Source organism: Ideonella alba (genome assembly GCF_018069875.1).
GTDB classification, from domain to species: domain Bacteria; phylum Pseudomonadota; class Gammaproteobacteria; order Burkholderiales; family Burkholderiaceae_C; genus Ideonella; species Ideonella alba.
Window position 1 is genome coordinate 94,965 of sequence record NZ_JAGQDF010000001.1, and the last position, 25,274, is coordinate 120,238.

Annotated in this window: 21 protein-coding genes; 10 read left to right on the forward strand and 11 right to left on the reverse strand. The window is 72.1% G+C overall.

Annotation, left to right across the window (positions count from 1 at the left end; genetic code table 11):
• Together KAK07_RS00435 and KAK07_RS00440 are read right to left on the reverse strand one after the other, a co-directional pair.
• Entirely contained in the window at positions 1 to 1,446 is a 1,446-nt protein-coding gene (locus KAK07_RS00435; RefSeq protein ID WP_210854750.1) for a hypothetical protein, read from the reverse strand.
• Between the two features lies 1 nt (position 1,447).
• Positions 1,448 to 2,731, reverse strand: coding sequence for an SPFH domain-containing protein (locus tag KAK07_RS00440; protein WP_210858348.1), 1,284 nt, complete (start codon positions 2,729 to 2,731; stop codon positions 1,448 to 1,450).
• 159 nt (positions 2,732 to 2,890) lie between these two features.
• Between KAK07_RS00440 and KAK07_RS00445 the strand changes: the two genes are divergently transcribed.
• Positions 2,891 to 3,583 (forward strand): response regulator transcription factor, encoded by a 693-nt coding sequence (locus tag KAK07_RS00445; RefSeq protein ID WP_210854747.1) that lies wholly within the window; start codon positions 2,891 to 2,893, stop codon positions 3,581 to 3,583.
• Positions 3,580 to 5,622 carry a sensor histidine kinase gene (locus KAK07_RS00450; protein WP_210858349.1) on the forward strand — a complete coding sequence of 681 codons (2,043 nt, stop codon included), beginning with the start codon at positions 3,580 to 3,582 and terminating at the stop codon, positions 5,620 to 5,622. The genes KAK07_RS00445 and KAK07_RS00450 overlap by 4 nt, the downstream gene beginning before the upstream one ends.
• On the opposite strand, the gene KAK07_RS00455 is transcribed toward KAK07_RS00450, so the two are convergent.
• Positions 5,623 to 6,081: a hypothetical protein gene (locus KAK07_RS00455; RefSeq protein ID WP_210854744.1), complete on the reverse strand. Its 459-nt coding sequence runs from the start codon at positions 6,079 to 6,081 to the stop codon at positions 5,623 to 5,625.
• Between the two features lie 58 nt (positions 6,082 to 6,139).
• On the opposite strand from KAK07_RS00455, the gene KAK07_RS00460 reads away from it, so the two are divergent.
• The 4 genes from KAK07_RS00460 to KAK07_RS00475 all read left to right on the forward strand — a co-directional run bounded on the left by KAK07_RS00460 (position 6,140) and on the right by KAK07_RS00475 (position 12,212).
• A complete protein-coding gene (locus KAK07_RS00460) occupies positions 6,140 to 6,820 on the forward strand; it encodes a hypothetical protein (RefSeq protein WP_210858350.1) in 681 nt (226 codons plus the stop codon).
• A 175-nt stretch (positions 6,821 to 6,995) separates the two neighbouring features.
• Entirely contained in the window at positions 6,996 to 11,477 is a 4,482-nt protein-coding gene (locus tag KAK07_RS00465; RefSeq protein ID WP_210858351.1) for an AAA family ATPase, read from the forward strand.
• A 119-nt stretch (positions 11,478 to 11,596) separates the two neighbouring features.
• The gene (locus tag KAK07_RS00470) at positions 11,597 to 11,770 is read left to right on the forward strand and encodes a hypothetical protein (RefSeq protein WP_210858354.1); all 174 of its coding nucleotides are present in this window, start codon (positions 11,597 to 11,599) and stop codon (positions 11,768 to 11,770) included.
• A gap of 76 nt (positions 11,771 to 11,846) precedes the next feature.
• On the forward strand, positions 11,847 to 12,212 hold the full coding sequence (locus KAK07_RS00475; protein ID WP_210854741.1) for a putative quinol monooxygenase: 366 nt from the start codon (positions 11,847 to 11,849) through the stop codon (positions 12,210 to 12,212).
• A 12-nt stretch (positions 12,213 to 12,224) separates the two neighbouring features.
• Here KAK07_RS00475 and kefC read toward each other — a convergent pair whose 3' ends face one another.
• Genes kefC through KAK07_RS00490 form a run of 3 tightly spaced genes read right to left on the reverse strand, consistent with a single transcriptional unit; the run spans position 12,225 to position 16,065 of the window.
• Positions 12,225 to 14,045 carry a glutathione-regulated potassium-efflux system protein KefC gene (kefC, locus tag KAK07_RS00480; RefSeq protein ID WP_210858356.1) on the reverse strand — a complete coding sequence of 607 codons (1,821 nt, stop codon included), beginning with the start codon at positions 14,043 to 14,045 and terminating at the stop codon, positions 12,225 to 12,227.
• A complete protein-coding gene (gene kefF, locus KAK07_RS00485) occupies positions 14,045 to 14,671 on the reverse strand; it encodes a glutathione-regulated potassium-efflux system oxidoreductase KefF (protein WP_210854738.1) in 627 nt (208 codons plus the stop codon). The genes kefC and kefF overlap by 1 nt, the downstream gene beginning before the upstream one ends.
• Positions 14,668 to 16,065 carry an 8-oxoguanine deaminase gene (locus tag KAK07_RS00490; RefSeq protein WP_210858357.1) on the reverse strand — a complete coding sequence of 466 codons (1,398 nt, stop codon included), beginning with the start codon at positions 16,063 to 16,065 and terminating at the stop codon, positions 14,668 to 14,670. Before KAK07_RS00490 ends, kefF begins: the two co-directional genes overlap by 4 nt.
• Positions 16,066 to 16,118: 53 nt before the next feature.
• Between KAK07_RS00490 and hyi the strand changes: the two genes are divergently transcribed.
• Complete coding sequence (hyi, locus tag KAK07_RS00495) at positions 16,119 to 16,895, forward strand: hydroxypyruvate isomerase (protein ID WP_210858359.1); 777 nt, start codon at positions 16,119 to 16,121, stop codon at positions 16,893 to 16,895.
• Positions 16,892 to 18,193 (forward strand): glycerate kinase type-2 family protein, encoded by a 1,302-nt coding sequence (locus KAK07_RS00500; RefSeq protein WP_310740680.1) that lies wholly within the window; start codon positions 16,892 to 16,894, stop codon positions 18,191 to 18,193. The genes hyi and KAK07_RS00500 overlap by 4 nt, the downstream gene beginning before the upstream one ends.
• A 71-nt stretch (positions 18,194 to 18,264) precedes the next feature.
• On the opposite strand, the gene KAK07_RS00505 is transcribed toward KAK07_RS00500, so the two are convergent.
• Positions 18,265 to 19,380 carry a DUF4056 domain-containing protein gene (locus KAK07_RS00505; RefSeq protein ID WP_210858361.1) on the reverse strand — a complete coding sequence of 372 codons (1,116 nt, stop codon included), beginning with the start codon at positions 19,378 to 19,380 and terminating at the stop codon, positions 18,265 to 18,267.
• Between the two features lie 67 nt (positions 19,381 to 19,447).
• Positions 19,448 to 20,353, reverse strand: coding sequence for a GNAT family N-acetyltransferase (locus KAK07_RS00510; protein WP_210858369.1), 906 nt, complete (start codon positions 20,351 to 20,353; stop codon positions 19,448 to 19,450).
• Between the two features lie 286 nt (positions 20,354 to 20,639).
• Here KAK07_RS00510 and KAK07_RS00515 point away from each other — a divergent pair, with 286 nt between their 5' ends.
• Positions 20,640 to 21,623, forward strand: a complete 984-nt coding sequence (locus tag KAK07_RS00515) for a Bug family tripartite tricarboxylate transporter substrate binding protein (protein WP_210851828.1) — start codon at positions 20,640 to 20,642, stop codon at positions 21,621 to 21,623.
• Positions 21,624 to 21,632: 9 nt separating this feature from the next.
• On the opposite strand, the gene KAK07_RS00520 is transcribed toward KAK07_RS00515, so the two are convergent.
• Positions 21,633 to 22,502, reverse strand: coding sequence for a fumarylacetoacetate hydrolase family protein (locus tag KAK07_RS00520; RefSeq protein WP_210851829.1), 870 nt, complete (start codon positions 22,500 to 22,502; stop codon positions 21,633 to 21,635).
• 182 nt (positions 22,503 to 22,684) lie between these two features.
• On the opposite strand from KAK07_RS00520, the gene KAK07_RS00525 reads away from it, so the two are divergent.
• Positions 22,685 to 23,488: a Crp/Fnr family transcriptional regulator gene (locus KAK07_RS00525; RefSeq protein WP_247664194.1), complete on the forward strand. Its 804-nt coding sequence runs from the start codon at positions 22,685 to 22,687 to the stop codon at positions 23,486 to 23,488.
• A gap of 36 nt (positions 23,489 to 23,524) precedes the next feature.
• On the opposite strand, the gene KAK07_RS00530 is transcribed toward KAK07_RS00525, so the two are convergent.
• Both KAK07_RS00530 and xdhC read right to left on the reverse strand, forming a co-directional pair.
• On the reverse strand, positions 23,525 to 24,313 hold the full coding sequence (locus KAK07_RS00530; RefSeq protein WP_247660924.1) for a sulfite exporter TauE/SafE family protein: 789 nt from the start codon (positions 24,311 to 24,313) through the stop codon (positions 23,525 to 23,527).
• A 119-nt stretch (positions 24,314 to 24,432) separates the two neighbouring features.
• A complete protein-coding gene (gene xdhC, locus KAK07_RS00535) occupies positions 24,433 to 25,272 on the reverse strand; it encodes a xanthine dehydrogenase accessory protein XdhC (protein ID WP_210858371.1) in 840 nt (279 codons plus the stop codon).
• Positions 25,273 to 25,274 lie beyond the last annotated feature (2 nt).

Below are 25,274 nucleotides of genomic sequence, written 5' to 3' on the forward strand. Positions count from 1 at the left end.
TCAGCGCAGCGCCACGCTGTCGCGCCGCCAGACCGGATCGGCCCAGCGCTTGAAGGCCAGCAGCAGGTCCGGCGTCGAGGCCTGCCGCTCCACGCTCAGATCGGCGGTCTGCACCACCTCGAAGCGGCGTTGCCAGCGGCCGTCGGTGCGGGCTTCGCGGGCCAGCAGCAGACGGGGCGTCGGCTCCGCCGTCCAGCCGGCGGCTTCGACATAGCCCAGGTCCTCCCCCAGCGGGTTGCCGGCCACCGGTGGCAGCACCTCCAGGGTCCAGCCTTGCGCGGTGCGCCGGGCCAGCCACAGCTCGCGCCAGGTGGCCAGCGGTTGCACGGCGATGGTCGCTGCCTCGCCCCGGGGGTGGCTGGCCGCCGAAGCGGCCCAGGCCACGCCCCAGGTGCAGCGGCGCAGCAGGGGATCGGCCTCGGCATGCGCTGCATCGATGAGCAGCACGCAGGTCTCGCCGGGACGGCCAGGGCGGGTGATGAAGCGCGCGTGGCTGCTGGCCGGCGTCGCGATCGGTGCCTGGGCGGCCCAGCGGCTGGCGCCAACCCGCACGGCGGCTTCGGTGTAGTCGGCCTGGTCCTCGTCGGGCAACTGGGCCTTGTCCACCGCGGCCAGCGCGGCGCCCGCCTGTTCGCCGGCGGACCGCATGTCCTCGCCCCGGCGTGCCTGCTGGAAGGCCAGCGCCGACCACACGGCGGCGCGGCGCATCTGCAGCCGCTGGCGCAGCTCGGTGGGCAGGGTGGCGACGGCGCTGTCGGGCAGGCTGCCCAGCAGCGTGGCGTGCTGGCGCAGTTGGGCGTCCTGCTCCACCACCGGCAGGGCGGGATCGATGCATTCCGGACGGCTCAGGCCCAGTACGGCGCGGCCGCGTGCTTCCGGGCCGGCTTGCGGCATGGCCAGCACCTGACGCCAGGCCGCACCGTCGTAGCACAGGCGCATGCGGCCGTCGCGCTCCATCCCCTGCAGGCGCACGCCATAGGCGGCGACCGCGTCGAGCTGGGCGGCCAGGCGAGGGTCGCTGGCGCCGGCCGCGCTGGCGCGTCGGGCCAGGCGCTCGGCCAGGGTGCCGATCAGCTCGAACGGCTCGCTGCCCAGTTCGCGCGCCGGCACCGCCTGCAGATAGGCCGCCGCGTAGCCGATGGCCAGCGACTCGGCGCCCGGCTGGTCGCGCAGGAAGCGCAGCACGGCCAGCAGGCCGGGTGCGTCCTGCGGACCGCTGCCGATGACGCGCAGCTGGCTGCGCTTGACGAAGCCGCCGCGCTCGCGCCGGTGGTCCCAGACCTGCCAGTGGTCCAGGCGTTCGCCGCGCAGCTCCAGCGTGTCGCCGGGTGTCAGCTGGGCATGCAGGGCGGCGTTGTCGTGCGGGCTGGCACGCAGCGCGGCGCCGTCCGGGCCGACCAGGGCCAGCGCGGCCAGCGTGGCGGCCGCCAGGGTGGTGGCAGGCATCTCAGTGCACCTCGTCGGCGTTGTCGGCCGCCGTGTCGGCCGCGGCGGTGGCCACGCTCTTCGGGCCGCCCAGCAGCGCGGCGCCGATGAAGTCGCCGTTGGCGGGCGGCGGCGCGATGATGACCTGCACCTTGTCGCTGAGCTTGTCGGCCATGGTCTTCTGGATCAGCAGCGGGTGGCGGCTGAGCAGCGCGCCCTCGCGGGCCATCTGTTCGGCATTGATCTGGCCCACCTTCTGCAGGCGGTAGGCCTCGGCGTCGGCCAGCTTCTGGCGCGAGTCGGCCTCGCCCTGGCTCTCGATGCGGCGCGCCTGGGCGCTGGCCTCGGCGCCCTTGATGCGGGCGGTCTTCTCGGCCTCGGCCTCCAGCGCGCGCTGCTCGATCTGCTTCTGCTTGAAGGGCAGCACATGCCGCATGGCCTCCTCCTGGGCCTGGGCCGCGATGACCTGCTCGCGCGCCGCCGCTTCGGCGTCCTTCTCGCGGCGCACCTTGGCGGCCTGGGCTTCCAGCGCGGTCTGCTCGACCTGCCTTTCCTTCAGCGCCAGCGTGTAGCGCATCTGCTCGGTGGCCAGCTCGGCCGACAGCAGCGCGTCCATGCCGCGCTTGTAGTCGGCTGGCAGGTCCACCTGTCCAAGCTGGACGCTGCGCAGCAGGATGCCTTCAGCGGCCAGACGGGGCTTCAGCTCGGCCTCGATCTCGGCCTGGATCTGCGCGCGCTTGGTCGAGAAGATCTCGCGCACCGTGTAGCGCGAGAAGCTCTTGTAGACCACGCCCTGCACCGCCGGCTGGACCAGGCCGGCGCCGACGTCCTCCGGCCACCGGGTGGATGCGCTGACCAGTTGGGCCGGGTCCGGCGCGTAGCGCACCGCGATGTCGACGCCCAGCGACAGACCCTCGATGCTCTGGAAGGGCGCCGGACCGTCCGCGCGGGCACTGCCGCTGGGGTGGTAGATCGCGTCGCGCAGCGGGTACAGACGCAGCTGGTGCAGGCCGGGCAGCACCACGGCGCTGCCCTCGCGCAGTTCGGTGATGCCACCGGTCAGCGCATTCGTGCGCAGGCCGACCTCGCCGCGCGGGATCGGCTGCAGCGGCGGGTGCTGCACCAGCAGCCAGGCCGTGCCGGCCAGCACCGCGCCGCCCAGCCACCAGGCTCGCCCGCCCAGCAGGCCTTGGGTGGCGTGCCGGCCCATTGCGAGGCTGTGCTGCCAGCCTCGGGTCAGGCCCTGGCCGATGGCGCCGGCCAGGCGGTTCAGGCGGGGAAAACGGGCGGTGCGGGGGGTGTCCATGTGCAGGCTTCCTTGGGTGGGTGGCCGTGTCCTCACGGCCTGGAAGCCATTCTTCGCAGCCCGCCCGGAAGGCAACAGGCACCGCCGGGGCGTCTTTGCTCCGTTGCCCGGAAGAAAGCTTCACACCGCCGGCCGCAGGGCACCGGGATAATCAGCCGCATGGTCCGCATCGCCGTCATCGAGGACGATCCCCCCACCAGCCGCCAGCTCTGCGGCTGGATCGCCGGCGCCCGCCCGGATGCGCAGATCGATTGCTGGTTCGACCGCGACAGCGCCGACGCCGCGCTGGCCCGCGAGCGCTACGACCTGGTGCTGCTCGACATCGAACTGGGCCGCGAGCGCAATGCCGGCGTCGCGCTGATCAATGCGATCAACAAGCGCCACGCGGGCACGCCGGTGCTGGTGGTCTCGGCCATGCCGGCGGCCATCTACCGCAGCATCATGAAGGCGCTGGACGCCTGGGACTACCTGCAGAAATCCACCTTCGAGGAGGCTGACTTCGTCGAGACCTTCCTGGACATCCTGCGCGCCACGCGTGACCGCACGCCCGCCGCTGCAGCGGCGGCGGCCGACCCCGACGCGGTGCTGATCGACCCGCTGCGCCAGGGCGCCGCGATCTGGCGCGGCCAGAAGGTCAACCTGCCGCTGACGGCGCAGCGCATCCTGGCCGCGCTGCTGGCGCGCAAGGGCGAGGTGGTCAGCTACGACGAGCTTTACCAGGTGGTCAAGAGCGGCCGCAACCGCGACAACATCCGCAAGCACGTCAGCACCATCCGTGATGCCCTGCGCGAGATCGATCCCGCCTTCGACGGCATCGCCAACATCCCGATGCGCGGGTTCCGCTGGGGATGATCCGCCTGCGCCCGCGCATCCCGCTGCGGTTGCGCTTCTTCTTCCGCGCCGCCTTCGCGCTGCTGGCGCTGGCCGTGCTGGGACTGGCGCTGACGCTGCTGGCCGAGGAAAAGGAGCGGGCCTGGCGCAGCCGGCGCGACGGTGTGGACCAGACGCTGGCGCAGATCGGTGCGAGGCTGCGCCACCCCACCGGCCAGCTGGCCCTGATGAACCCCGAGGCACGGCCCGGGCCGCCGCTGCGGCCGCTGGTGCTGCCCTTCGGCGCGATCGACTTCGACGACCGCGCCAAGGCACAGCAGGCGGTGGAGATGGCCGGCTGCGCGCTGCAGTACGCCGATGCGGTGCAGCTGTGCGCGGCGGTGGGCTCCAACCCGGCGGCCGGCGGCTTCCTGTACCTGGTGGGGCAGCTGCCGCTGGGCCCGCTGGCGGCGCGCGCCCCCGGCGACACCGACTTCAGCCACGCCCACCGCGCCCAGGTGCGGGTGGCGATGCGCGGCCGCGAGTGGCGCTGGCTGGCGCCCTACGAGCTGCCGGCCGATGCCGGGGCCGGTGCCGGGCGCGGCAAGCTGACCGGCTTCGCGGTCGAGGCCGGCACCGTCGCCGACCGCCCGCAGCGCGACTTCCGCGGCTGGCTGTGGCAGGACGCGCGCTGCATCGATGGCGGCAGCGCCGACGACTGCCTGCGGCGCAGCTACTACTCGCTGCGCCTGCCGGTGGAGCTGTTCCGCGAGGACCTGCAGGCCGCGCGCGGCCGACCGGTCTGGCCGCCGGCCGACCTGGACCGCATCGAGGTGCACCTGCGCCTGCTCGGCCCGGGCGATGACGCCGCGGCGCCGCTGTTCGATTCCGACCAGCCCGGCGCCACACCGCCCTTCACGCTGGCCGAGCTGGCGCGGCTGCTGCAGCCGGGTGAATCACTGCGGGTGCGGCGTCTGGGGCCGGGCCGTGCCACCGAGGTGGCGCTGCTCAGTGGGCCGGAGGACCTCGCGCAGCCGCTGTTACCGCTGCTGGAGCGGCTGATTCGCGCCCTGCCGGTGCAGGACAACCCGGCGCCGCTGCAGGCCAGCGACACCGTGACGACACCCACCGGCCGCTATGAATTGCAGCTGACGGGCGATCGCCGCGGGGTGGATCGCGCCCTGGGCCGCGTCGCCACCCGCACCGCCTGGTTCGTGGGCGCGCTGCTGCTGGCCATCGGCCTGACCTGGGCGGCGATCGAGCTGCGGGTGATCCGCCGCATCACGCTGCTGACCCGGCGTGCCGCGGCGGTGCGTCGCGACGTCAAGGAGGGCGGCGAGATCCGCCTCGACGTGGCCGAGCTGCGCGGCAGCGACGAGCTGGGGGTGCTGGCAGGCACGCTGGCCGAGCTGATGCAGCGCGTCAACGAGGATGTGCACCGCGAGCACATTCGCGCCCGGCAGGAAAAGGACCAGTGGCATGCGGTCGGTCACGAGATCCTGTCGCCGCTGCAGTCGCTGCTGGCGCTGCACGGCGATCCGGCCGATCCCAGCCACCGCTACATCCAGCGCATGCAGCAGGCGGTGCGCGTGCTGTACGGCCAGGCCTCGCCGACCGAGGCCTTCCAGGCCACCGCGCTGGGCCTCAGCGCCCTGGACCTGGACCAGTTCCTGCGCCAGGTGGCCGAGAACGCGCCGCATGCCGGCATCGACGCGGTGGCTTACGAAGGACCCGGTGGTCCGCTGGCGGTGCAGGGCGATGACTACGCGCTGGAGGACGTGGTCACCCACGTGCTGCGCAATGCCGCGCGCCACCGCTGGCCGGGCACACCGATCACGATGCAACTGCAGCGTGCCGGGCAGCGGGCGGAACTGCGCCTGCACAACCAGGGACCGCAGATCGAGCCGGCCCAGCTCGAGCGCATCTTCGAGTACGGCGTGTCGGATGCGCCGGCCGATTCGGGCAGCCGGGGCCAGGGCCTGTTCGTCGCCCGCACCTGGATGGCCAAGATGGGCGGCACCATCGTGGCCCGCAACGAGGCGGACGGCGTCAGCTTCGTGCTGAGCCTGCCGCTGGCCTGATCAGCGCCAGCCGAAATGCTGGCGCAGCAGCGCGGCGCTGGCATTGACCGGCTGGTGCAGCACATTGGGGAAGCGCGCCACGGCGCCGCGGGTCGGGACCTGCGGCTTGATGGGGTCGGCGCCCAGCACGGCGATCTTCTCGATGCGCCAGCCGGCGCGGCCGAAGGCCTCCAGGTAGGCCTGGGCGTCGGGCAGGCCCTGCGGGTCCAGCGGGCTGCCCTGCGGTGACAGGATGAACGCGGTGTGGGTGCAGCGCTGGCGCTGCACCTCGGCGATGAAGTCCTGCGGCGGGGTGCGCGTGTCCTGCAGCGCCGAGACGCGGGCATACAGGCGCACGGTCTGGCCGCTGGTCAGTTCGATGTCGCGCAGATTGCGGCTGTAGCAGCCGGTCAGGCAGCGCAGCAGCGTGGACTTGCGGGTGCGCGGGCTGCCGATCAGTACATAGGCGGTGAGGGTCATGGGTTGAGCTTAGCGAATCGCGTGCCTGCGTGGCCCGGTATTGCGACAATCTTGCGCCATGAACGCTCCGATGACCCGACGGGATGCCGAGTTCACGCGCCTGTTCTCGGCCGACGCCACCGGCGCACTGATCGACCCCCACGGCCGCACCCGCGCGCTGGTGCTGGACTGGCCCGCCCCGGCCGACTGGGCGGCCATGGGCACGCTGTGGCGCGGTGTGCAGGACACGCTGGGCTGGCCGGCGCCGGCGATCGCGGTGTCGGGCGACGCGCTGCAGCTGTGGTTCTCGCTGGCCGAGCCGGTGGACGCCGCCACCGCGCAGGCCCTGCTGGCCGCGCTGCGCGAACGCTTCCTGCCGGCGTCCCAGGCCGCCCGGGTGGGCGGCTGGCCGCGCGACGGTCAGGCCGCGCCGCGACCCGGGGCTGTGCTGCCTGGCGAGGACCGCTGGTCGGCCTTCGTGGCGCCCGACCTGGCGCCGCTGTTCGCCCAGACGCCCTGGCTGGACGTGCCGCCCGGCGACGACGGCCAGGCCACGCTGCTGGCCGGCCTGGGCAGCGTGTCGGCCGATCGGCTGACGCCGCTGCAGCCGACGGCCCAGCCCGCGGCCACAGCGGTCACGGCGGTCACGGCGGTCACCGCCGCGACCGACCCGCGGGCCTTCCTGCTGCAGGTGATGAATGATCCGGCGGTGCCGCTGGCGCTGCGCATCGACGCCGCCAAGGCCCTGCTGCCGCGCTGACGCGTTGCCCGGTGGCCGCAGGCGGCGTCGCATCCGTCGTCGGCCGGGGACCCGGCACAGCCAGCGCTAACGGCGCTAATCGCCAGCGCGGCTCGCGGATTCCTATACTGCCGCTGGACAGCGGGCGCGCCAGTCTCCGGCGGGGCCTGCCCCACTTCGTACGAGGAGCGATGCCATGGCCGATTACCTGTCCGAGAGCGAGTGGAAAAAGGAGCTCAAGAAGCACGACAAGCTGTCCGCCACGGGCCTCTCCGAATTGCTGCGCGACATCGACAAATGCGCTGCCCGGAAGGACCATGCGGGCCAGCTGAAGGCCCTCGACGAGCTGCGCGACAAGGTCGGCAAGCTGCGCGCCAAGCAGTCCTCGAACAAGGAGCTGTGCAAATACCTCGACGCGATGCTGGCGGCGATCAAGGACGCCGAAAAGCAGGTCGAGAAGCGCCTGGAGGACGACGACAGCGAGGTTGACGAGGGCGCCAAGCTCGGCGAGCTGCTGCTGGCGGTGCTGCCCCGGGTGCGGCGACTGAAGGTCGAGGCCCCCTGGCACTTTGTCGTCGCCCAGGGCAAGCCGCCCGGACTGTTCATCTCGCGCACCGCGATCTCACCCGCCCATGTGCAGCGGGCCAAGGACGCGCGCACCGGCAGCGGTGCCATCCTCAAGGGCGACTGCTACGGGGAGGAAGGCATCACTGTCTTCGATCTGCTGGAGCAGGTGCCGCCGCCGGGTCTGGGCAAGCGGCTCAAGGAGGCGATCAAGGCGCTCACGGGCCTCAATGTCAAGCTGGTGGTGCGCGGGGGCGGGGCCCAGATCGACGATGAGCTCGACGAGGACGATCCGGGCGTGTCCAACCCGCAGCCGCTGTACGGTGAACAGGCCAACCAGGAGCAGGCCTACCGACAGCTGCTGCAGGAGGTGGCGCCGCTGCTCAATGCCGCACTGGTGGCGCCGGACGCGCCCGCCGATGCGCTGCGCCAGGCCTTCACCGAGGCCGGCCGGCTGGCTGGCGAACGCCGTTTTGGCGATGCGCTCGCGCCGCTGCGCGAGGTCCTGGAATCCGCCCGGGATGCGCTGGCTGCCGCCACACGCCACGTCACCGACTGGGCGCAGCCGCAGGCACTGGAGCTGTCGCAGCTCAAGGCTGCAGGGTCACCCCACCTGGCGGAGCTGACCCGGCTGATGCAGGCGGCGCTGGAACATGCCCGCGGTCGTCGCTGGAGCGAAGCGGTCACCGCGATGGAGGACTTCGACGCGCTGCTGATCCGCGCCCGCACCGAGGCCCGCGCGCCCGAGCTGTCGCGCGCGAGCCAGGGGCATGCCGACGAGCGCCAACGCCAGCTGTTCAGCGACTGGGCCAATGGCCTGGCGCCGGAGCTGTTGCGCCTGAAGAACGGCAGCCACCCCGATATCGAGACGATTGCCGCGGCAGTCAAGCAGGCCCTGGAGCAATCGGCCAAGGGTGATTTCGAGACCGCTGCCCGCCTGATGGACGGCGCCAACGACAAGCTGCTGGCGGCCCTGACCGATCAGCGCAGCGACGAGGTCCGGCAGTCCACGGCGCAGGCGTTCAGTGAGCAGACGGCCTTCTTCACGGAGTGGGCCAAGGGCACGACGGCGTCGCTGACCGAGCTCAAGCTGGGCGGCGCCCCGGGCCTGGCCGAGATCGGCGAGCTGATCAAGGCGACGCTCGAGGCCGCCCGGCAGCACCGCTGGGACGACGCGGTGCAGGCCATGCAGGACGCCGATGCGCTGATCGCCGAGGCGCTGCGGACCCTCAGTGCAAGCCGCGTGCTGGCCGACCTCGACCAACCCCGCGATGAGGCCGAGAGGCTCTACCGCACGCGTCGTCAGGCGCTGGAGGAGCGGCTTCAGCGCGCCCGCACGGATCCCGCGATCCAGGGACCGGCCAAGGCGTTGTTCGATGGCATCGACGAGGCCGTCGCCCAGGGCCAGTTCGTTGTCGCGCTGAACCAGCTCAACCAGTTGGTGGCGCTTTGCCAGGAGCGCGGCAGCACGCTGCGCCAGACGCTGGCGGAGCTGTACGACAGCGCTGACCCGAATGTCTGGCCCCTGTCGATGGACAAGGATGCCGACCGCTGGCGCAACGACATCACGCGCCTGCTCAAGGACTGGGACCTGGGCACCGCCGCCGCCGAGCTGGCGAAGTTCCGCGAGGCGATCCAGGTGGCCAAGCGGGCGTTGCCGGTGGACTTCACCGAGATGCGCGACCTGCGCGATCTAGAAACCCGGCACCGCAACGCCGGCCTGCAGAACGCGGCCTTCGCGCGCAACACCGAGCAGTCGCGCAGCGCCGCCTTGCGCATCGTGCGCGAGGACGGCACGCTGTCGATCGACCAACTGCCCGAGTTGATGCGCGACCTGCCGTTCTCGCGCTCCGACGAGAGCCTGGGCGCGGTGCTCGAGGACATGGGCGAGAGTGGGGTCGACCACCTGCCGCCGTCCAAGCACACCCGGCGCATGCTTGAGCGCCTGCGTGACGAGCCCGAACTGCGCGAAGCGCTGATGGCGATCCGGGCGCCGGCCCCCGAGAGTCCGGCGAGCGACATGATCCGGGCGACCCTGGGACTGCCCAACGATGCGGTGCTGACCGATGCCCATGCGCGCCGTGCCGCCACGGCGGCGCTGCTGAGCCAACTGCGCCAGTCGGACGCCGGCTCGTGCTTTGCGACCTCGGTGGCGATCGGCGCGCAGACGCGCAACCCCGCGCGCTTTCTGCAGGACCTGCAGTCGCTGTTCAGCAGCGGCAAGATCACCCGCACGCTCAACGGCAAGCCGGTCGAAGCCCGGTTGAACCTGGACATGAGCACCACCGACCTGGAGAAGGTTCAGCCGGTGCGCCGGGAGGCGTCGGGTCTGGACAAGACGCCGGCCTTCATGGCCGTGCTCCATGCACTGGGCCTGCCGCCCAAGGAGCATGCCGGCGCGATCGACCGGGCCCTGGCTGAGCTGCTGGGCGGCGCCGACCAGGGTGATCTGGCGCCGCAGACCATCATCGCCACCCTGGTCAAGCAGCAGAAGGCCGCGCGCCAACTGGGCGATGAGGACGCGAAGAAGCTGGACAACGCGGCACGCACCGCCTTCCAGGGCCAGCAGGACAACCGACTGCTGCGGGCCTGGGAGTACACCGTGGCCTCGTTGGTCGAGGATGACTCGCGGTCGCAGTCACGCACCCAGACCTTGCGCGCGACCGCCTCGTCCGACCTTACCTCGCAACTGTTGACCTCCGCGAACGCGACACTGACCAGCGGCGGCTCGGGCGGAGCCAATGCGCAGCAGGTCTTCAATGCGCTGCGTGGCGAAATGAGTCGGCTCGTGGGGACGCGGCTGAAGGCCGTCTACGATGCATCGACCAAGACGGCGCCCGCCCCCGACGGATCGTCCAGCCGCGGCGTCTGGGCGCTGCTGGACAGCGAGACCGGGACCAAGCTGGGCGATCCGGCCAGCTACAAGAAGTCGCTCGATGCGATCGCGCGCCAGGCCCTGGCGGTGTTTCCATCCGATCCGGAGCGCGCACTGGCGCAGCGCTTCGTCGACCGGCTGGTGGCCGACCTCGCGCCCGCGAAGGCGCCCCAAGGCGGCGGCGGGCATGGCTCGCGTGACATGATCAGCGTGTTCTACGGGCACGACACGGCGATCGAGGTCGAGGACATCACCAACCCGACGCCCGACCAGCTGATGACCTGGGTGATCGGCCGCAGCGATGCGATGCACAAGAGCCACGGGAAGGACTTCAGCGAGCAGCCGGAGTCGTCCGGCACGCTGATGCGCAACAGCATCCACGCCTTCAACTTCCGTCCCGGGACGGCAGGACTGCGGGACATGGCCGGCGAAGGCGATGCCACGCCGCAGGAGAAGGCCGAACAGTTCAAGAAGGACGAGAAGGCGCGCAATCGGGTGCTGCGCGCGGTCAGCCTGCCGTTGAATGACCCGATCGATGGCCCGGTCCAGCAGATCGTGGACGATGCGATCAGTTGGTACAACTCCACAACGCGGGCCAGCGTCCGAGCGACGATCCAGAACAAGCTGCGGGCCCTGGGCAAGCGTGAGGTCAGTGCCGGCTGGCTGGCCAAGGTGATCGAGGCTGCGGTGGACGAGACTGAGCCCACGCACGCCAATGTCGCGAAGCGCAAGAAGAAGGCCATGGGCAACCTGTCCAGGTCGGTGATGGCCCGCGTGGCCCCCCCGGTGCCTGCGTCGGAGGTCGACGGACGGCTGGACGAGGTACTGGGAGCACTGAAGGTGCCGCAGGACCAACTGGCCGAGGGCAAGAAGAAGGCCCTGGCACGTCTGCCCAAGGGCAAGGACGCCGGGATGAGCGTGCTCAAGGACGCGGTCGACGCCGCCCTCAACGAGCAGGGCGTGCCGCGCAGCGACGACAACAGCGGCCACCGCATCTTCGAGGCCCTCAAGCCCAAGCCGTCGCTCAAGGGACTGGTGTTCGCCGACACCAACTGGGGCGACGGTGACCATGTCACCATGATGACGTGGATCCTCAATCCGGTGACGGACGAGGTGGAACTGTGGGCGATGAACGAGGATGGCAGTGGCGCCCATCAACTGGAGCACGACGACTGGATCAAGGGCACCAACTGGTCCGTGCCGAAGGATCCTTCACAGGTGGGAGGCGTGCGCGGTTGAGGCCGCGCCGCTGACCTGACATCGCCCACCAGGGCGCTGGCGCAGCAGGGGCGGGGTGACGGCCTGCCGCGCTGCCCGGCGACGCCCGCCAGGCCACGCTGCCGGCCGGCCTGGGCAGCGTGGCGCCCGATCGGCTGACGCCGCCGCGGCCGCCGGCCCAGCCCGCGGCGGTACCGGTCGCAGCCGCCGCCGACACCGCCGACCCGCGGGCCTTCCTGCTGCCCGTGATGAACGATCCGGCGGTGCCGTTGGCGCTGCGCATCGACGCGGCCAAGGCCCTGCTGCCGCGCTGAGGATGCTCGCGCAAGCGCCGGCGCAGGCGCAGAATCGGCGCTGGGCGCTTCGACCCGGACACCGACAGGAGACACCATGTTCCAGCGCGATACCTGCTGCACCCTGGTCCCGTATTTCACCGTCCAGGAGGGGCGGCTCAACGACTTCCAGGCCCTGGGGCCGCGCTTCGTCGAGAAGACGCGCACCGAACCGGGCTGTCTGCACTACGCCTTCTCCTACAGTGGCAACACCGCCCACTGCCGTGAAGGCTATGTGGACGCCGCCGCGGTGCTGGCCCACCTGGACAACGTGGGTGAGCTGCTGGGCGAGGCGCTGAAGATCGCCAGCATCCAGCGGCTGGAAGTGCATGGTCCGGCGGCTGAACTGGACAAGCTGCGCGGGCCGATGGCGGCGCTGAACCCGCAGTTCTTCGTGCTGGACGAGGGCATCCGGCGCGCCTGAGGCGCGGGCGTCTCAGCGCGGCCCGTCCGGGTCCCAGCCCGGCGCGCGCTGGCGCTGCGCCAGCGCCTCGCGCTCCTGGGCGAACAGCTCTTCGAGCTGCTGCCGGCCCTGCTTGGCCATCGACACCAGCGCCTGCTCGTCGCGGTGGTGGGGGTACGTGCGCTCGATCTGCTCCACCAGGTGCTGGCGGTAGCGCATGGCCAGCTGGCGGGCCTGGTGGGGCAGCCAGCCCAGTTGCTCCAGCACGCGGCGGGCGCTGAACAGCGCCGAGTCCATGGTCTCGCGGTCGATCATGTCCACACCCCGGTCGCGCAGCGCGTAGTAATGCTGCACGTTGCGCGCCCGGGCCACCAGCGTCAGCTGGGGGAAGTGCTGGCGGGCGGCCTCGGCCAGCGCGATGCTCTGCTCGACATCGTCGATCGCGATCACCAGCACCCGCGCCTGCTCGGCGCCGGCCAGGCGCAGCAGGTCCAGCCGGGTGGCATCGCCATAGTGCACCCGGAAGCCGAACTTGCGCAGGAACTCGACCTGCTCGGCAGAGTGGTCCAGCACGGTGGGGCGGATGCCGTTGGCGTACAGCAGGCGGCCGATCACCTGTCCGTAGCGGCCGAAGCCGGCGATGATCACCGGTGCGTCCTGCGGCTCGGCCAGCGCATGCGGTGAATCGCCGTTGCCGCGGGCGAAGCGGGGCAGCACCAGGCGATCGATCAGCACCAGCAGCAGCGGTGTCACCAGCATCGACAGCGCCACCGTGCCCACCAGCAGTGCGCCGTGGCGCGTGCCGATCACGCCGGCGCCTTCGGCCTGCTGGAACACCACGAAGGCGAACTCGCCGCCCTGGGCCAGCAGCAGCGTCAGCACCGGTCGCTCGGCCAGCGGCACCTCCACGGCCGTGGCCAGGGCCCAGATCACGGCGGCCTTCAGCGCCAGGAAGCCCAGCAGCAGGCCCAGCACCAGCCAGCGGTCGGCCCACAGCGCGGCAAAGTCCATCGACATGCCCACGGCCATGAAGAACAGGCCCAGCAGCAGGCCCTTGAAGGGCTCGACGTCGGTCTCCAGCTCGCGCTTGTACTCGCTCTCGGCCAGCAGCACGCCGCCCAGGAAGGCGCCCAGCGCCATCGACAGGCCGGCGGCCTCCATCAGGCTGGCAATGCCCACCACCAGGCCCAGTGCCGCGGCGGTGAAGATCTCGGGCGAACGGCTGCGCGCCACCCAGCGCAGCGCATGGCGCAGCAGCAGCCGACCGCCCAGGATGATCGCCGCGATCACGCCCACCGCCTTCAGCGCCTCCCAGGCCGGGTGGCCGGTGCCGGCCGCCCCCTGGCCCAGCAGCGGGATCAGCGCCAGGATGGGGATGGCCGCCACATCCTGCAGCAGCAGGATCGCGAAGCCCGCCTGGCCGCCCGTGGTGGGCAGCAGGTGGCGCTCCTGCATGATCTGCAGCGACACCGCGGTAGACGACAGCGCCAGCGCCAGGCCGGCGATCACGGCCATCGTCCACGGCGCGCCCAGCGCCCAGCCGGCACCGCCCAGCACCAGCGCGCAGCCCAGCAGCTGGGTCGTGCCCCAGCCGAAGATCGGCCGGCGCAGCGCCCACAGCCGCGGCGGCTCCAGCTCCAGGCCGATCAGGAACATCATCAGCACCACGCCGAACTCGGCGGCGTGCAGGATCGATTCGGGGTCCTTCACCACCCCCAGGCCGAACGGCCCGATGGCCACACCGGCCCCCAGGTAGCCGATGATCGAGCCCAGGCCGAAGCGCTTGGCCAGCGGCACGAAGAGCACCGCGGCGGTCAGGTAGATCAGCGCGGCATGCAGCCACTGCGAGTTCATCAGCGGTTCTCCTGGGCGGGCCGGTCGCGCAGCGGCACCTGGCACTCGGGGCACTCGCTCATCTCGGCGATCTCGGGCCAGTCGGGGTAGTCGCGCAGGCGGCTGGCGTAGGTCTGCGCATGGGCCTGCAGCGCCTGGGCCGACAGCTGGTGCGCACCATGCTGCACCATCGGCGGCAGGAAGCGCAGGCCGCACAGCGCGGCGGTCTGCTCATAGGGCGGCAGGAAGGCATCCAGGAAGTAGCGGTTGTAGCCCTGCGGGTGGTAGGCGGCCTCGGTGCCGCCGGTGCTCAGCACCAGCCACAGGTCCTTGCCCTGCAGTGCGCGGGTGCTGCGGCCCTCGGCGTGGCCGTAGGCCCAGCCGTAGGCCAGCACCTCGTCCAGCCACAGCTTCATCAGCGGCGGCATCGAGTACCACTGCAGCGGGTGCTGCCAGACGATCAGGTCGGCGGCCGCCGCCGCGGCCTGTTCGGCCGCCACGTCGATCGCGTAGTCGGGGTAGAGCGCGTACAGGTCGCGCACCTGCACGCCGGGCACCGCGCGGGCGGCGTCCATCAGCGGCCGGTTGACCTGCGAGTGCTGCAGCGCCGGATGGGCCACCAGCACCAGGATCGATGGCGTGCTCATCGGCGGCCTCCTTCGGCCAGTTGCCTCGCCAGTGCGTTGTGCCGCTCCAGCAGCGGCTCCAGTTCCAGCGTGGCCAGACGGCCTTCACGCACGACCACCCGGCCGTTGACCACGGTGAACGCGGTGCTGGCCGAGGCGCACAGCAGCAGCGCGCCCACCGGGTCGTGCACCGCGCCGCCGGCGAAGCCCAGCGTGCGGGTGTCGAACAGCGCCAGATCGGCCGACATGCCCGGCGCCAGGTGGCCGATGTCGTCGCGGCCCAGCACGCGCGCGCCGCCGCGGGTGGCGATCTCCAGCGCGTCGCGGGCGGTGAATTCCGCCGGGCCATGGTCGCAGCCGAAGGGTTCCAGTGCGCGCCCCACGCGGCCCAGCAGCATCGCCTGCCGCGCCTCGTTCAGCAGGTGGGCGGCGTCGTTGCTGGCGCTGCCGTCCACGCCCAGGCCCACCGGCACGCCGGCGCTGCGCAGGCGCTGCACCGGCGCGATGCCCGAGGCCAGGCGCATGTTGCTGCAGGGGCAGTGGGCCACACCGGTGCCGGTGGCGGCGAAGCGGGCGATGCCGTGGGCATCGAGCTTGACGCAGTGGGCGTGCCAGACATCGTGGCCCAGCCAGCCCAGGCTCTCGGCGTATTCGGTGGGGGTCTGGCCGAACTTCTCGCGGCTGTAGGCCAGGTCGTGGTCGTTCTCGGCCAGGTGGGTGTGCAGGCGCGTGCCGGTGGCGCGGGCCAGTGCGGCGGCGTCGCGCATCAGGCCGGGGCTGACGCTGAAGGGCGAGCAGGGCGCCACGCCCACCCGCAGCATCGAATGACGCGAGGGGTCGTGGAAGGCCTCGATGACGCGGCGGGTGTCGCGCAGGATCGCGTCCTCGCGCTCGACCAGGTGGTCGGGCGGCAGGCCGCCGGCGCTCTCGCCCACGCTCATGCTGCCGCGCGTGGGATGGAAGCGCAGGCCGATGCTGGCCGCGGCCTCGATCGTGTCGTCCAGCCGCACGCCGTTGGGGTACAGGTAGAGGTGGTCGCTGCTGGTGGTGCAGCCCGAGAGCAGCAGCTCGGCCATCGCCACCTGGGCGCTGACGCGCGCCATCTCGGGCGTCAGGCCGGCCCAGATCGGGTAGAGCGTTCGCAGCCAGCCGAACAACTCGGCGTCCTGCGCCGCCGGGATCGCCCGCGTGAGCGACTGGTACATGTGGTGGTGGGTGTTGACCAGGCCCGGGATCACCACATGGCCGCGGGCGTCGATCACCTCGTCGGCCTCGCGTGGCAGGGTGTCGGCGGGGCCGATCGCCTCGATCGCGCGGCCGCGGATCAGCACACTGGCGCGCGGCAGCTCGCGGCGCTCGTCGTCCATCGTCGCGACCACGTCGGCGTCGCGGATCAGCAGGGTGGGGTCGGTCATTTGGGCGGGCAGGGCTGCTATCGTCGGCGGGGTCCCCAAGTGTTGCACGCGCCATGCCCCGTTTCGCCGCCAACTGCTCGATGCTGTTCACCGAGGTGCCGTTCCCGGAGCGCTTCGCGCGCGCCGCGGCGGCGGGCTTCCGGGCGGTCGAGTTCCAGTTCCCCTACGACTGGCCAGCGCAGGCGCTGCGGCGCAGCCTGGATGCGGCTGGCGTCACCGCCGTGCTGCACAACCTGCCGGCCGGCGACTGGGCGGCGGGCGACCGCGGCCTGGCCTGCGACGCCACGCGCCAGGCCGAATTCCGCGCCGGCGTGCCGCGCGCCATCGCCTATGCCCAGGCGCTGGGCGCACCGCGCCTGAACCTGCTGGCCGGCCGCGCCGGCGCCGGCCAGACCGAGGCGCAGACGCACGCGCTGTTCATCGACAACCTGCGCTTCGCCGCCGACGCGCTGGCCGCGCACGGCCTGATGCTGATGATCGAGCCGATCAACACCCGCGACGTGCCGGGCTTCTGGCTGAACACCAGCGCGCAGGCCGCCGCGCTGCTCGACGAAGCCGGCTGCGCCAACGCCTTCATCCAGTTCGACCTGTACCACATGCAGCGCATGGAGGGCGACCTGGCGGCCACGCTGCGCCGGCTGCTGCCGCGCATCGGCCACGTGCAGTTCGCCGACAACCCGGGCCGCCATGAGCCGGGCACCGGCGAGTTGAACTTCGCCTTTCTGTTCGCCGAACTGGACCGGCTGGGCTATGCCGGCTGGGTCGGCGCCGAGTACCTCCCCTCGGCGTGCACCGAGGACACGCTGGCCTGGCTGGGGGCGCCGCGGTGAGCCCCGATCCACGCACCGCGCTGCGCGCGCTGTTTGACGCCGCGGTGGCCCGCGCCCAGCCGGCGGTGGTGCTGCCGGGGCGCCTGCCGCCACCACCACGCGGGCGCACCGTGGTGCTGGGCGCCGGCAAGGCGGCCGGGGCGATGGCGCTGGCGGTCGAGGCGCTGTGGCCTGCCGACGCTCCGATGACCGGCCTGGTCGTCACCCGCTACGGCCACACGCCGCCGGCGTACCAGCCCGGCGCCGGCCGGATCGAGATCGTCGAAGCCGCGCACCCCGTACCCGACGAGGCCGGCGTGGCTGCCAGCGCACGCATGGCTGCCCTGGCCCAGGGCCTGGGCGCGGACGATCTGGTGCTGTGCCTGATCTCGGGCGGCGGCTCCGCACTGCTGACGATGCCGCAGGTCGGCCTGACGCTGGCCGACAAGCAGGCGCTGAACCGCGCGTTGCTGGAGAGCGGCGCGCCGATCGAGGCGATGAACACGGTGCGCAAGCACTGCTCGGCGATCAAGGGCGGCCAGCTGGCTGCGCGCTGCGCGCCCGCGCAGGTGGTGACGCTGCTGATCTCCGATGTGCCGGGCGACGACCCGGCCATCATCGCCAGCGGCCCCACGGTGCCCGATCCCAGCCGCTGCGCCGACGCGCTGGCGGTGTGTGAACGCTGGGGCATCCCGCTGCCGCCCGCGGCGCGCGCCGGCCTGCGCAGCGGTGCCTTCGAGACGCCCAAGCCGGGTGATGCCTGCTTCGCGCGCCAGCAGGTCCAGGTCATTGCCACGCCACAGGCCAGCCTGGAAGCGGCCGCGGCGGCGGCGCGGGCGATGGGCATGCCGGCGCATATCCTGTCCGATGCGATCGAGGGCGAATCGCAGGTGGTGGGCGGCGTGCACGCCGCGCTGGCGCGCGCGGTGGCGCAGCGCGGCCAGCCGTTCGCGCGGCCCTGCGTGATCCTGTCGGGCGGTGAAACCACCGTCACGGTGCGGCCGCGCGCGCCGGGCCAGGCCAGGGGCCGCGGCGGCCGCGCCACCGAGTTCCTGCTCGGCTGCGCGCTGGGTCTGCAAGGGCAGGCCGGCGTGTGGGCGCTGGCGGCCGATACCGACGGCATCGATGGCGTCGAGACCAACGCCGGCGCCATCGTCACCCCCGACACGCTGGCCCGCGCCGTGGCGGCTGGCCTGTCTGCGGCCGACCACCTGGCGCGCAACGACGCCTACCGCTTCTTCGAGGCGCTGGACGACCTGGTCGTGACCGGGCCCACGCACACCAACGTCAACGACTTCCGGGCGATCTGGGTGGCTTAGGGCAGGTCGCAGCGCCGTTGGATGAGGACGCCGCGGCGCGCAGGAAGGGCAGGCGAGCCGCCCAGCCAGACTCAGCGCGGGGCGCTGCCGGCCGCCGCCGGGTCGGTGGGGCGGTCGGCGTTGGGGCCCAGTTCGCGCAGCACCTGGGCGCTGATGGTGTCGAGCACCGCGCGCATGCCGGCCGGCAGCTCGATGCGCATCTGCTGGGCGTCGGCACCGGCCCCGGCCGGCCAGGCCAGGCGTTCGCGCAGCGGGCCCCAGTCCGAGGTCAGCCAGGCCTGCACCTGCCAGCCGGGCGTGGTCAGCACGTCCAGCGTCCAGGGCCGCGCGGGCGCGCCGTCGCAGGCCGGGAGTCCGTCCACCTGCCAGCCGCTGATCGGGCCGTCGAGCCCGGAGTCCAGGTGGCGCCGCATCACGAAGCCGTTGCTCGGCCAGGCACGGTGGCTGTTCCACCAGCGGTCACGCACCCGCTCGAGCGCGGCGAAGGTGCTGTCGCGATCGACCGCACCCAGTTCGGTCAGTGTGGTGTCGAGCTCGCGTGTCACCGCCACGTCCCACGGCTCGGGCCGGCGCAGTGCGCGCTGGGCCACCTGCAGCCCGACCAGGTGCGAGACACCGTCTTCGTAGCTGAAGGCCGAGGCGCGCTCGGAGACGGGCGGCAGCGTCTCCTGCCCCAGCCAGGTCAGCACCTCGTGCCAGGTGAGCATCCACCAGACCAGCTGCGAGGCCATGCTTGCCACGCGCTCGTTGTCCAGCCCTGCCTCGGTGGCCACGGGCCGCCGCCAGCGCAGCGACAGGCGGGTCGAGCCGTCGGAGCCCGCAGCATCCAGGGTGGTGGCGCCGCGGTCGATCTCGCGGCGCAGCAGGCGATACAGGTGGCCGGTCCAGTCGGCGGCGTCGCGCAGGTGGTCGATGTCGAGGAAGCCGGCCGCGCAGGTATAGACCAGGCCGTCGTTCTCGTCGGCGTGGCTGCGCCAGTCGTGGCGGCCCAGATCGGCACGCTCGATGATGCGGTTGCGCAGCAGCGGCATGACATAGGGCGTGGGCAGCTGGCCGAAGCGACGCGACGGCATGTCGTCGCGCTCGGGGGGAAGCGCCAACCCCGGCCCGGCGGTCAGGGCCACTGTCAGCACGACCAGCCGGCGCCACCGGGCGCGGTTGGCGGACCGCCGGGTGCCGGCCCTCATGGCTGCCGCCTGGTGGGTACGGCGCGCTCCAGTGGCAGGGGCAGGGGCGGTCTCACGGCTCGGGGTTTCAGCAGGCCAGCGACTCACGCCAGCGTGCCCGCGGCGGTGCGCCCAGTCGCAGCGATCGGGCGTCGATCACCACCGCCTCGCCGCGCGCCAGCTGCAGCTCCAGCCGCAGCGCACCCTCCAGGGCCTGGGGCAGCGGCAGTTCGCGCCAGGCCCGGCCCTGGGCGTCGATGAGGCGGCCCTCAGCCAGGCGGCCCAGCAGCGCGGGCGGCGGCGCGGCGGTCTGCAGCACCAGCACGACCGGGGCCAGGTGGCCGGCCTGCCAGACACCGTCGCGCTGCTCGGCCACCTGCGCGGCCGAGAAGCGCAGCCGCCAGCCGCCGGTGGTCGGCTCGACCGCGGCGACCTCGCTGTCGGCGAAGGCGAAACGGCGTCCTGGCGCGGGCAGCATCCACTGCATGTGCCATTTGCCGATCTCGCGGCCGTCGTCCAGCGCCAGCGCACGCGGCTCGCAGCCCCAGGCGATGAAGCCGCAGTCCTCGTATACCCGCCTGGCGCTGGCGTTGCCATCGCTGACGGTCAGCTCCAGCAGGCGCAAGCCGGGCCAGGTCCGGGCATCGGCCATCAGCGTGCGCACCAGGCGGCGTGCGATGCCCTGGCGCCGGTGGTCGGGCTCGACCGCCACGCCGAACACGAAGCCGCGGTGGGCGGTGCGCTCGCGTGCCTCGCGTGACAGGCCGGCGGCGCCGACCAGCTGCTCGCCGATGAACGCGCCCCAGACCTGCTCGTCGCTGCCGGCCGGCCCCAGCCGGCGCGCCCACCAGTCCAGCGGCAGGTGTTCGCGCTCGGTCACGCTGGAGGTGAAGGCCTCGGGCTCGCGCTGGTAGGCGCCCAGCATCAGCGCGCGGTGCGCGGCTGCGTCCTCGGGGCCCAGGCGGCGGATCGTGACGGAATACGCAGCAGTCATTGCTCGATTGTGCGGCGCTCCCGAGAGTTGGGGGGCGACCGCAGGCTTAATCGTCACACCACCGTCACGGAGTGGCTGCACAATGATCTCCATTGCGACAAACCCAACCGACCGCAGCAATGGGCGGAACGCCGGAACCCGTCACCGGTGTCGCAACACCCAGCCAGGGCTGAAGCCCCGGCGCGAGAGGCCACCGCAAGGTGGCCTTTTGTCCTTCCAGGGCCCCGGGCATGTCCCTACGTGGTTTCCACGGCGCTGGGCCGATCGCCTTGGCGATGATCCGGCCATGGAACACACCACCGCCTTCAACCGCCGCCACGCGCTGGCGCTGGCCGCTGCCGGCCTCCTTCCTGCCCTGTCACGGGCCCAGGCCAGCTGGCCGTCCAAGGCCGTGCGCTTCGTCGTGCCCTTTGCCCCTGGCGGCAGCTCCGAGATCGTGGCCCGTGCCAGCGCGCAGGAGCTGAGCCGGCTGCTGGGCCAGAGCGTCTTCGTCGACAACAAACCTGGTGGCGCCGGCAACGTGGCGATGGCCGAAGTGGCGCGCGCCGACGACCAGCACACCGTGATCCTGGGTCACATCGGCACGCTGGCGGTGAACCCCTTCATCTTCGACAAGCTGCCCTACGATCCGCTGAAGGACTTCAAGCCGGTCAGCCTGCTGGCCAAGGTGCCCAGCCTGTACCTGGTGCACCCCGACCTGCCGGTGAAGAACCTCAAGGAATTCATCGCGCTGGCCAGGAAGCAGCCGGGCCGGCTGAACTACGGCTCGGCCGGCAACGGCAGCGCCGGCCACCTGGCGATGGAATACCTGAAGATGGCCACCGAGACCTTCATCCTGCATGTGCCCTACCGAGGCACCGGCCCGCAGCTGACCGATCTGCTGGCCGGGCGGCTCGATGCCGCCTCGGTGGGTGCACCGGCGGTGATGCAGTTCATCAAGACCGGCAAGCTGCGCTGCATTGCCACCGGCACCACCCAGCGCCTGCCTCAGCTGCCCGATGTGCCCACCGTGGCCGAGCAGGGCTGGCCGGGCTTCGAGATGACCCAGTGGTACGGCATGCTGGCGCCCTCGTCGATGCCGCAGGCCGCGGTGGACAAGCTGGCCGCCGCCTGTGGCAAGGCGATGCGCGAGCCCGCCGCGCTGGAGCACCTGGCCAAGGACGCCGCGATCGCGGTGGGCGGCACGCCGGCCGAGTTCGCGGCCTTCATCGCCACCGAGCGCAAGCGCTGGCAGCCGGTGATCGCGCGGGCGAAGATCAAGCCCGACTGATCACGGCCTTCACTGGTCGTCGAACAGCGCCCGGTCCCAGGCCTTCACCGGCAGGCGCTGCTCGCCCAGGCCACTGATGCCCAGGCGCATCTCGTCGCCAGGCTGCAGGAAGCGCGGCAGCGGCTTCATGCCCATGCCCACGCCCGGCGGCGTGCCGGTGGCGATCAGGTCGCCCGGGTGCAGCGTGCAGTAGCGGCTGATGGTGCTGATCAAGGCGGCCACACCGAACACCATGGTGCGGGTGTTGCCGGTCTGCATGCGCTGGCCGTTGACGTCCAGCCACAGGTCCAGCGCCTGCGGGTCAGGCACCTCGTCGGCGGTCACCAGCCAGGGGCCGACCGGGCCGAAGGTGTCGCAGCCCTTGCCCTTGTCCCAGGTGCCGCCGCGCTCCAGCTGGAAGCTGCGCTCGGACACATCGTTGACCACGCAGTAGCCGGCCACATGGGCCAGCGCCTCCTCGGGCTCGATGCAGCGGGCAGTGCGGCCGATCACCACGCCCAGCTCCACCTCCCAGTCGCCCTTGGTGGCGCCCTGGGGCAGCACCACGGTGTCCTGGGCGCCCACCAGGCTGCTGAGCTGCTTGGTGAACAGGATCGGCTCGGTCGGCAGCGCCATGCCGGCTTCGGCGGCATGGTCGGCGTAGTTCAGGCCGACGCACAGGAACTTGCGGCAGCCGCGCCAGGGCAGGCCGGGGCGCAGGCCTTCGGGCAGCAGCGGCAGCGCGGCCGGATCGACGGCCCGCAGCGCGGCCAGGCCTTCGGGCGACAGGGTGCGCGGGGTGATGTCGCGCAGCAGGCCGCTCAGGTCACGGGCGTGACCCTGGGCGTCCAGCAGGGCCGGGCGTTCCTGGCCGCGGGGGCCGAGGCGAAGCAGTTTCATGGGCGCGGGTCGTTCAATGGCACGAAAGCCGATGGTACGCGGCCGCAGGATTTGAGCCAGATCGCATACCTCGTGCGGTAGAACCGCTGGCGGGGAGTGGGCTTGATCTGGCGCAACACACGGGGGTGAATGCTCGCTGACATTCGACCGCAACCCAGTGACTGCAATGCCGCGAGAGCCGCATGGACCAGCCTACCCTCAGCCCCCCCAGCCCCCCGACCGAACGCGCACCGCTGACGCGGCTGCGCGCCTCGAGCCGCGTGGCTGCCGCCCCCGCGCCGCTTGGCCCGGGCATGTCGATGCTGCCTGATGCCCGCCAGTGGGGGCAGTTGTTTGGCGGTGCCGCCTTGGGCCACGCCGAGGCCTCCGCGCTGAACGAGGCCACCCGGCCGCGCCGGGTACCGGCCGGTCTGCTGGTCTTTGCCCAGGGCGAGCGGCCCCGCGGCCTGCTGCTGGTCGTCGATGGCGATGTGGCCCTGGGCCTGCGCGGCAGCGACATGGCCTTCCGCACCGAGCGCCACCTGCACGGCCCCGCCTGGCTGGACCTGAGCGCCGGCTGGCTGGGCGAGCCCCACGCGATCGACGGCCGGGCGATGACCAGCGCCACGATCGCCGAACTCTCGCGCGAGGCCATGGGCAGCGTGCTGGAGCGCTTCCCGGTGCTGGCGCGCCGTCTGGTGACCACACTCGCGCGCGAGGTGCGCGCGCTGGCGGTCAACACCCATGACCTGATGCACAAGGATGCGCCAGCGCGCCTGGCGGCCTGGCTGAACGAGCGCTGCCAGCCCGATCCGGTGCACCCGGAGCGCGCGCTGATCCAGTTGCCCATGCGCAAGCGCGACATCGCCTCGCAGCTGGCGATCACCCCTGAGACGCTGTCACGCCTGATGCGCAGCTTCACCAGCCAGGGTGTGCTGCAGGTGGCCGGCTACACCGTCCATGTGCTGGATCCGGCCGCGCTGGCGGCCATCGCCCGCTCGCACTGAAAGACTCTCAGCCTCTGAGCGGCGGGCCCGGGCCGCTCAGGTCAGCAGCAGCTTCACCGCCACCGCGCCCAGCACCACTGCGATCGCGTAGCGGATGAAGGCCAGCGGTGCGCGGGTGCTGATCACCGAGCCGATCAGCACGCCAGGCACCGAACCGATCAGCAGGTTCAGCAGCAGCGTCCAGTTGACGTTGCCCAGCGCCAGATGGCCCAGGCCGGCGATCAGCGCCAGCGGGATGGCGTGGGCCAGGTCGGTGCCCACCAGCTTGGCGGCGTTCAGGCGCAGCGGGTACAGGTAGACCAGCATCACCGTGCCCAGCGCGCCGGCGCCGATCGAGGTCAGCGTGACCATCACCCCCAGCACCACGCCACCCAGCACGGTCAGCACCGGCTGCAGGTGCTTGAACTGGTCGGCATTGCCCACGCGCAGCTTGCGGCCCAGGCCGTGCAGCCAATCCTTGGTCAGCATGCCCAGCGCGGTGATGATCAGCATCGTGGCCACCATGCTGATGATGAAGCCGTCCTTGATGCGCGAGGCCTCGGAGAAATGCATCCAGGCCAGCGTCAGCGCCGCCGCCGGCAGGCTGCCCAGCGCCAGGCGGCGCACCACCTGCCAGTCCACCGTGCCATGGCCGTGGTGCACGCCCACGCCGAACATCTTGGTGATCGACGCGTAGAGCAGGTCGGTGCCTACCGCCGTGGTGGGCGCGATGCCGAACAGCATCACCAGGATCGGTGTCATCAGCGAGCCGCCGCCCACCCCGGTGACGCCCACCATCGTGCCGACCAGCAGGCCGGCCAGTGCGGGCATGGATTCCAATTGCATGGGCAGGGGCTCCGATATGAGAAAAGCGATGAACGGTCTGGATTCTTCCATCGCGTTTTCGGCAGCGAACCCCCTAAAACAATTTCTGACTAAACTTATTCGCGGAACAAATAAGCAGTTCAGCCGGGTGCGTGCGGCCAGGCGGCCAGCAACTGCGCCACCACCGCCACCGCGATCACGCCCGGCTCCTTGCCGCTGATGCCGGGCCAGCCGATCGGGCAGTGCATGGCGGCGATGCGCTCGGCCGGGATGCCGCGCTCGGCCAGGCGGTGCTCGAAGCGGGCGCGCTTGGTGGCCGAGCCGATCAGGCCGAACCAGCCGACATCGTCGCGCCGCAGGATGGCCTGGGTCAGCGCCAGGTCCAGGTCGTGGCTGTGGGTGAGCACCAGGTAGGCGCTGCCGGGTGGGGCCAGCGCCACCTCGGCCTCGACCGGCTCGACGCAGACCCGCTGGATGTGCGGCGGCAGCGGCGCGGGCGGAAATTCGCTCTCGCGCTCGTCGATCCACTGCACCCGGCAGGGGATCTGCGCCAGCAACGTGATGATCGCCCGACCGACGTGACCAGCCCCGTAGAGCTGCAGGTGAAAGCGCGGCGTGTCCCGCGGCCAGTCGGCCAGTGCGGCCGCGTCCAGCGGCCGGAAATGCAGTGTCAGCGCGCCGCCGCAGCACTGGCCCAGCGACGGGCCCAGCGCCACCGGCCAGTCCCAGGCTGGCGGGGCGCCGGCGGTCAGCCGCTCGCGCGCCTGGGCGATGGCCTGCCACTCCAGGTGACCGCCGCCGATCGTGCCGGCCACCTCGTCCAGGGCCACCAGCATGCGGGTGCCGCGCTCGCGTGGCACCGAGCCACGTGTCTCCCCCACCACCACCACCACCGCAGGCCTGCCGCGGCCCAGCCAGTCGGCGGCGAGTGCGGCATCGGCCACCGGCAGGGCAGCGGGGGCAGGGTGGGGCGCGGTCATCG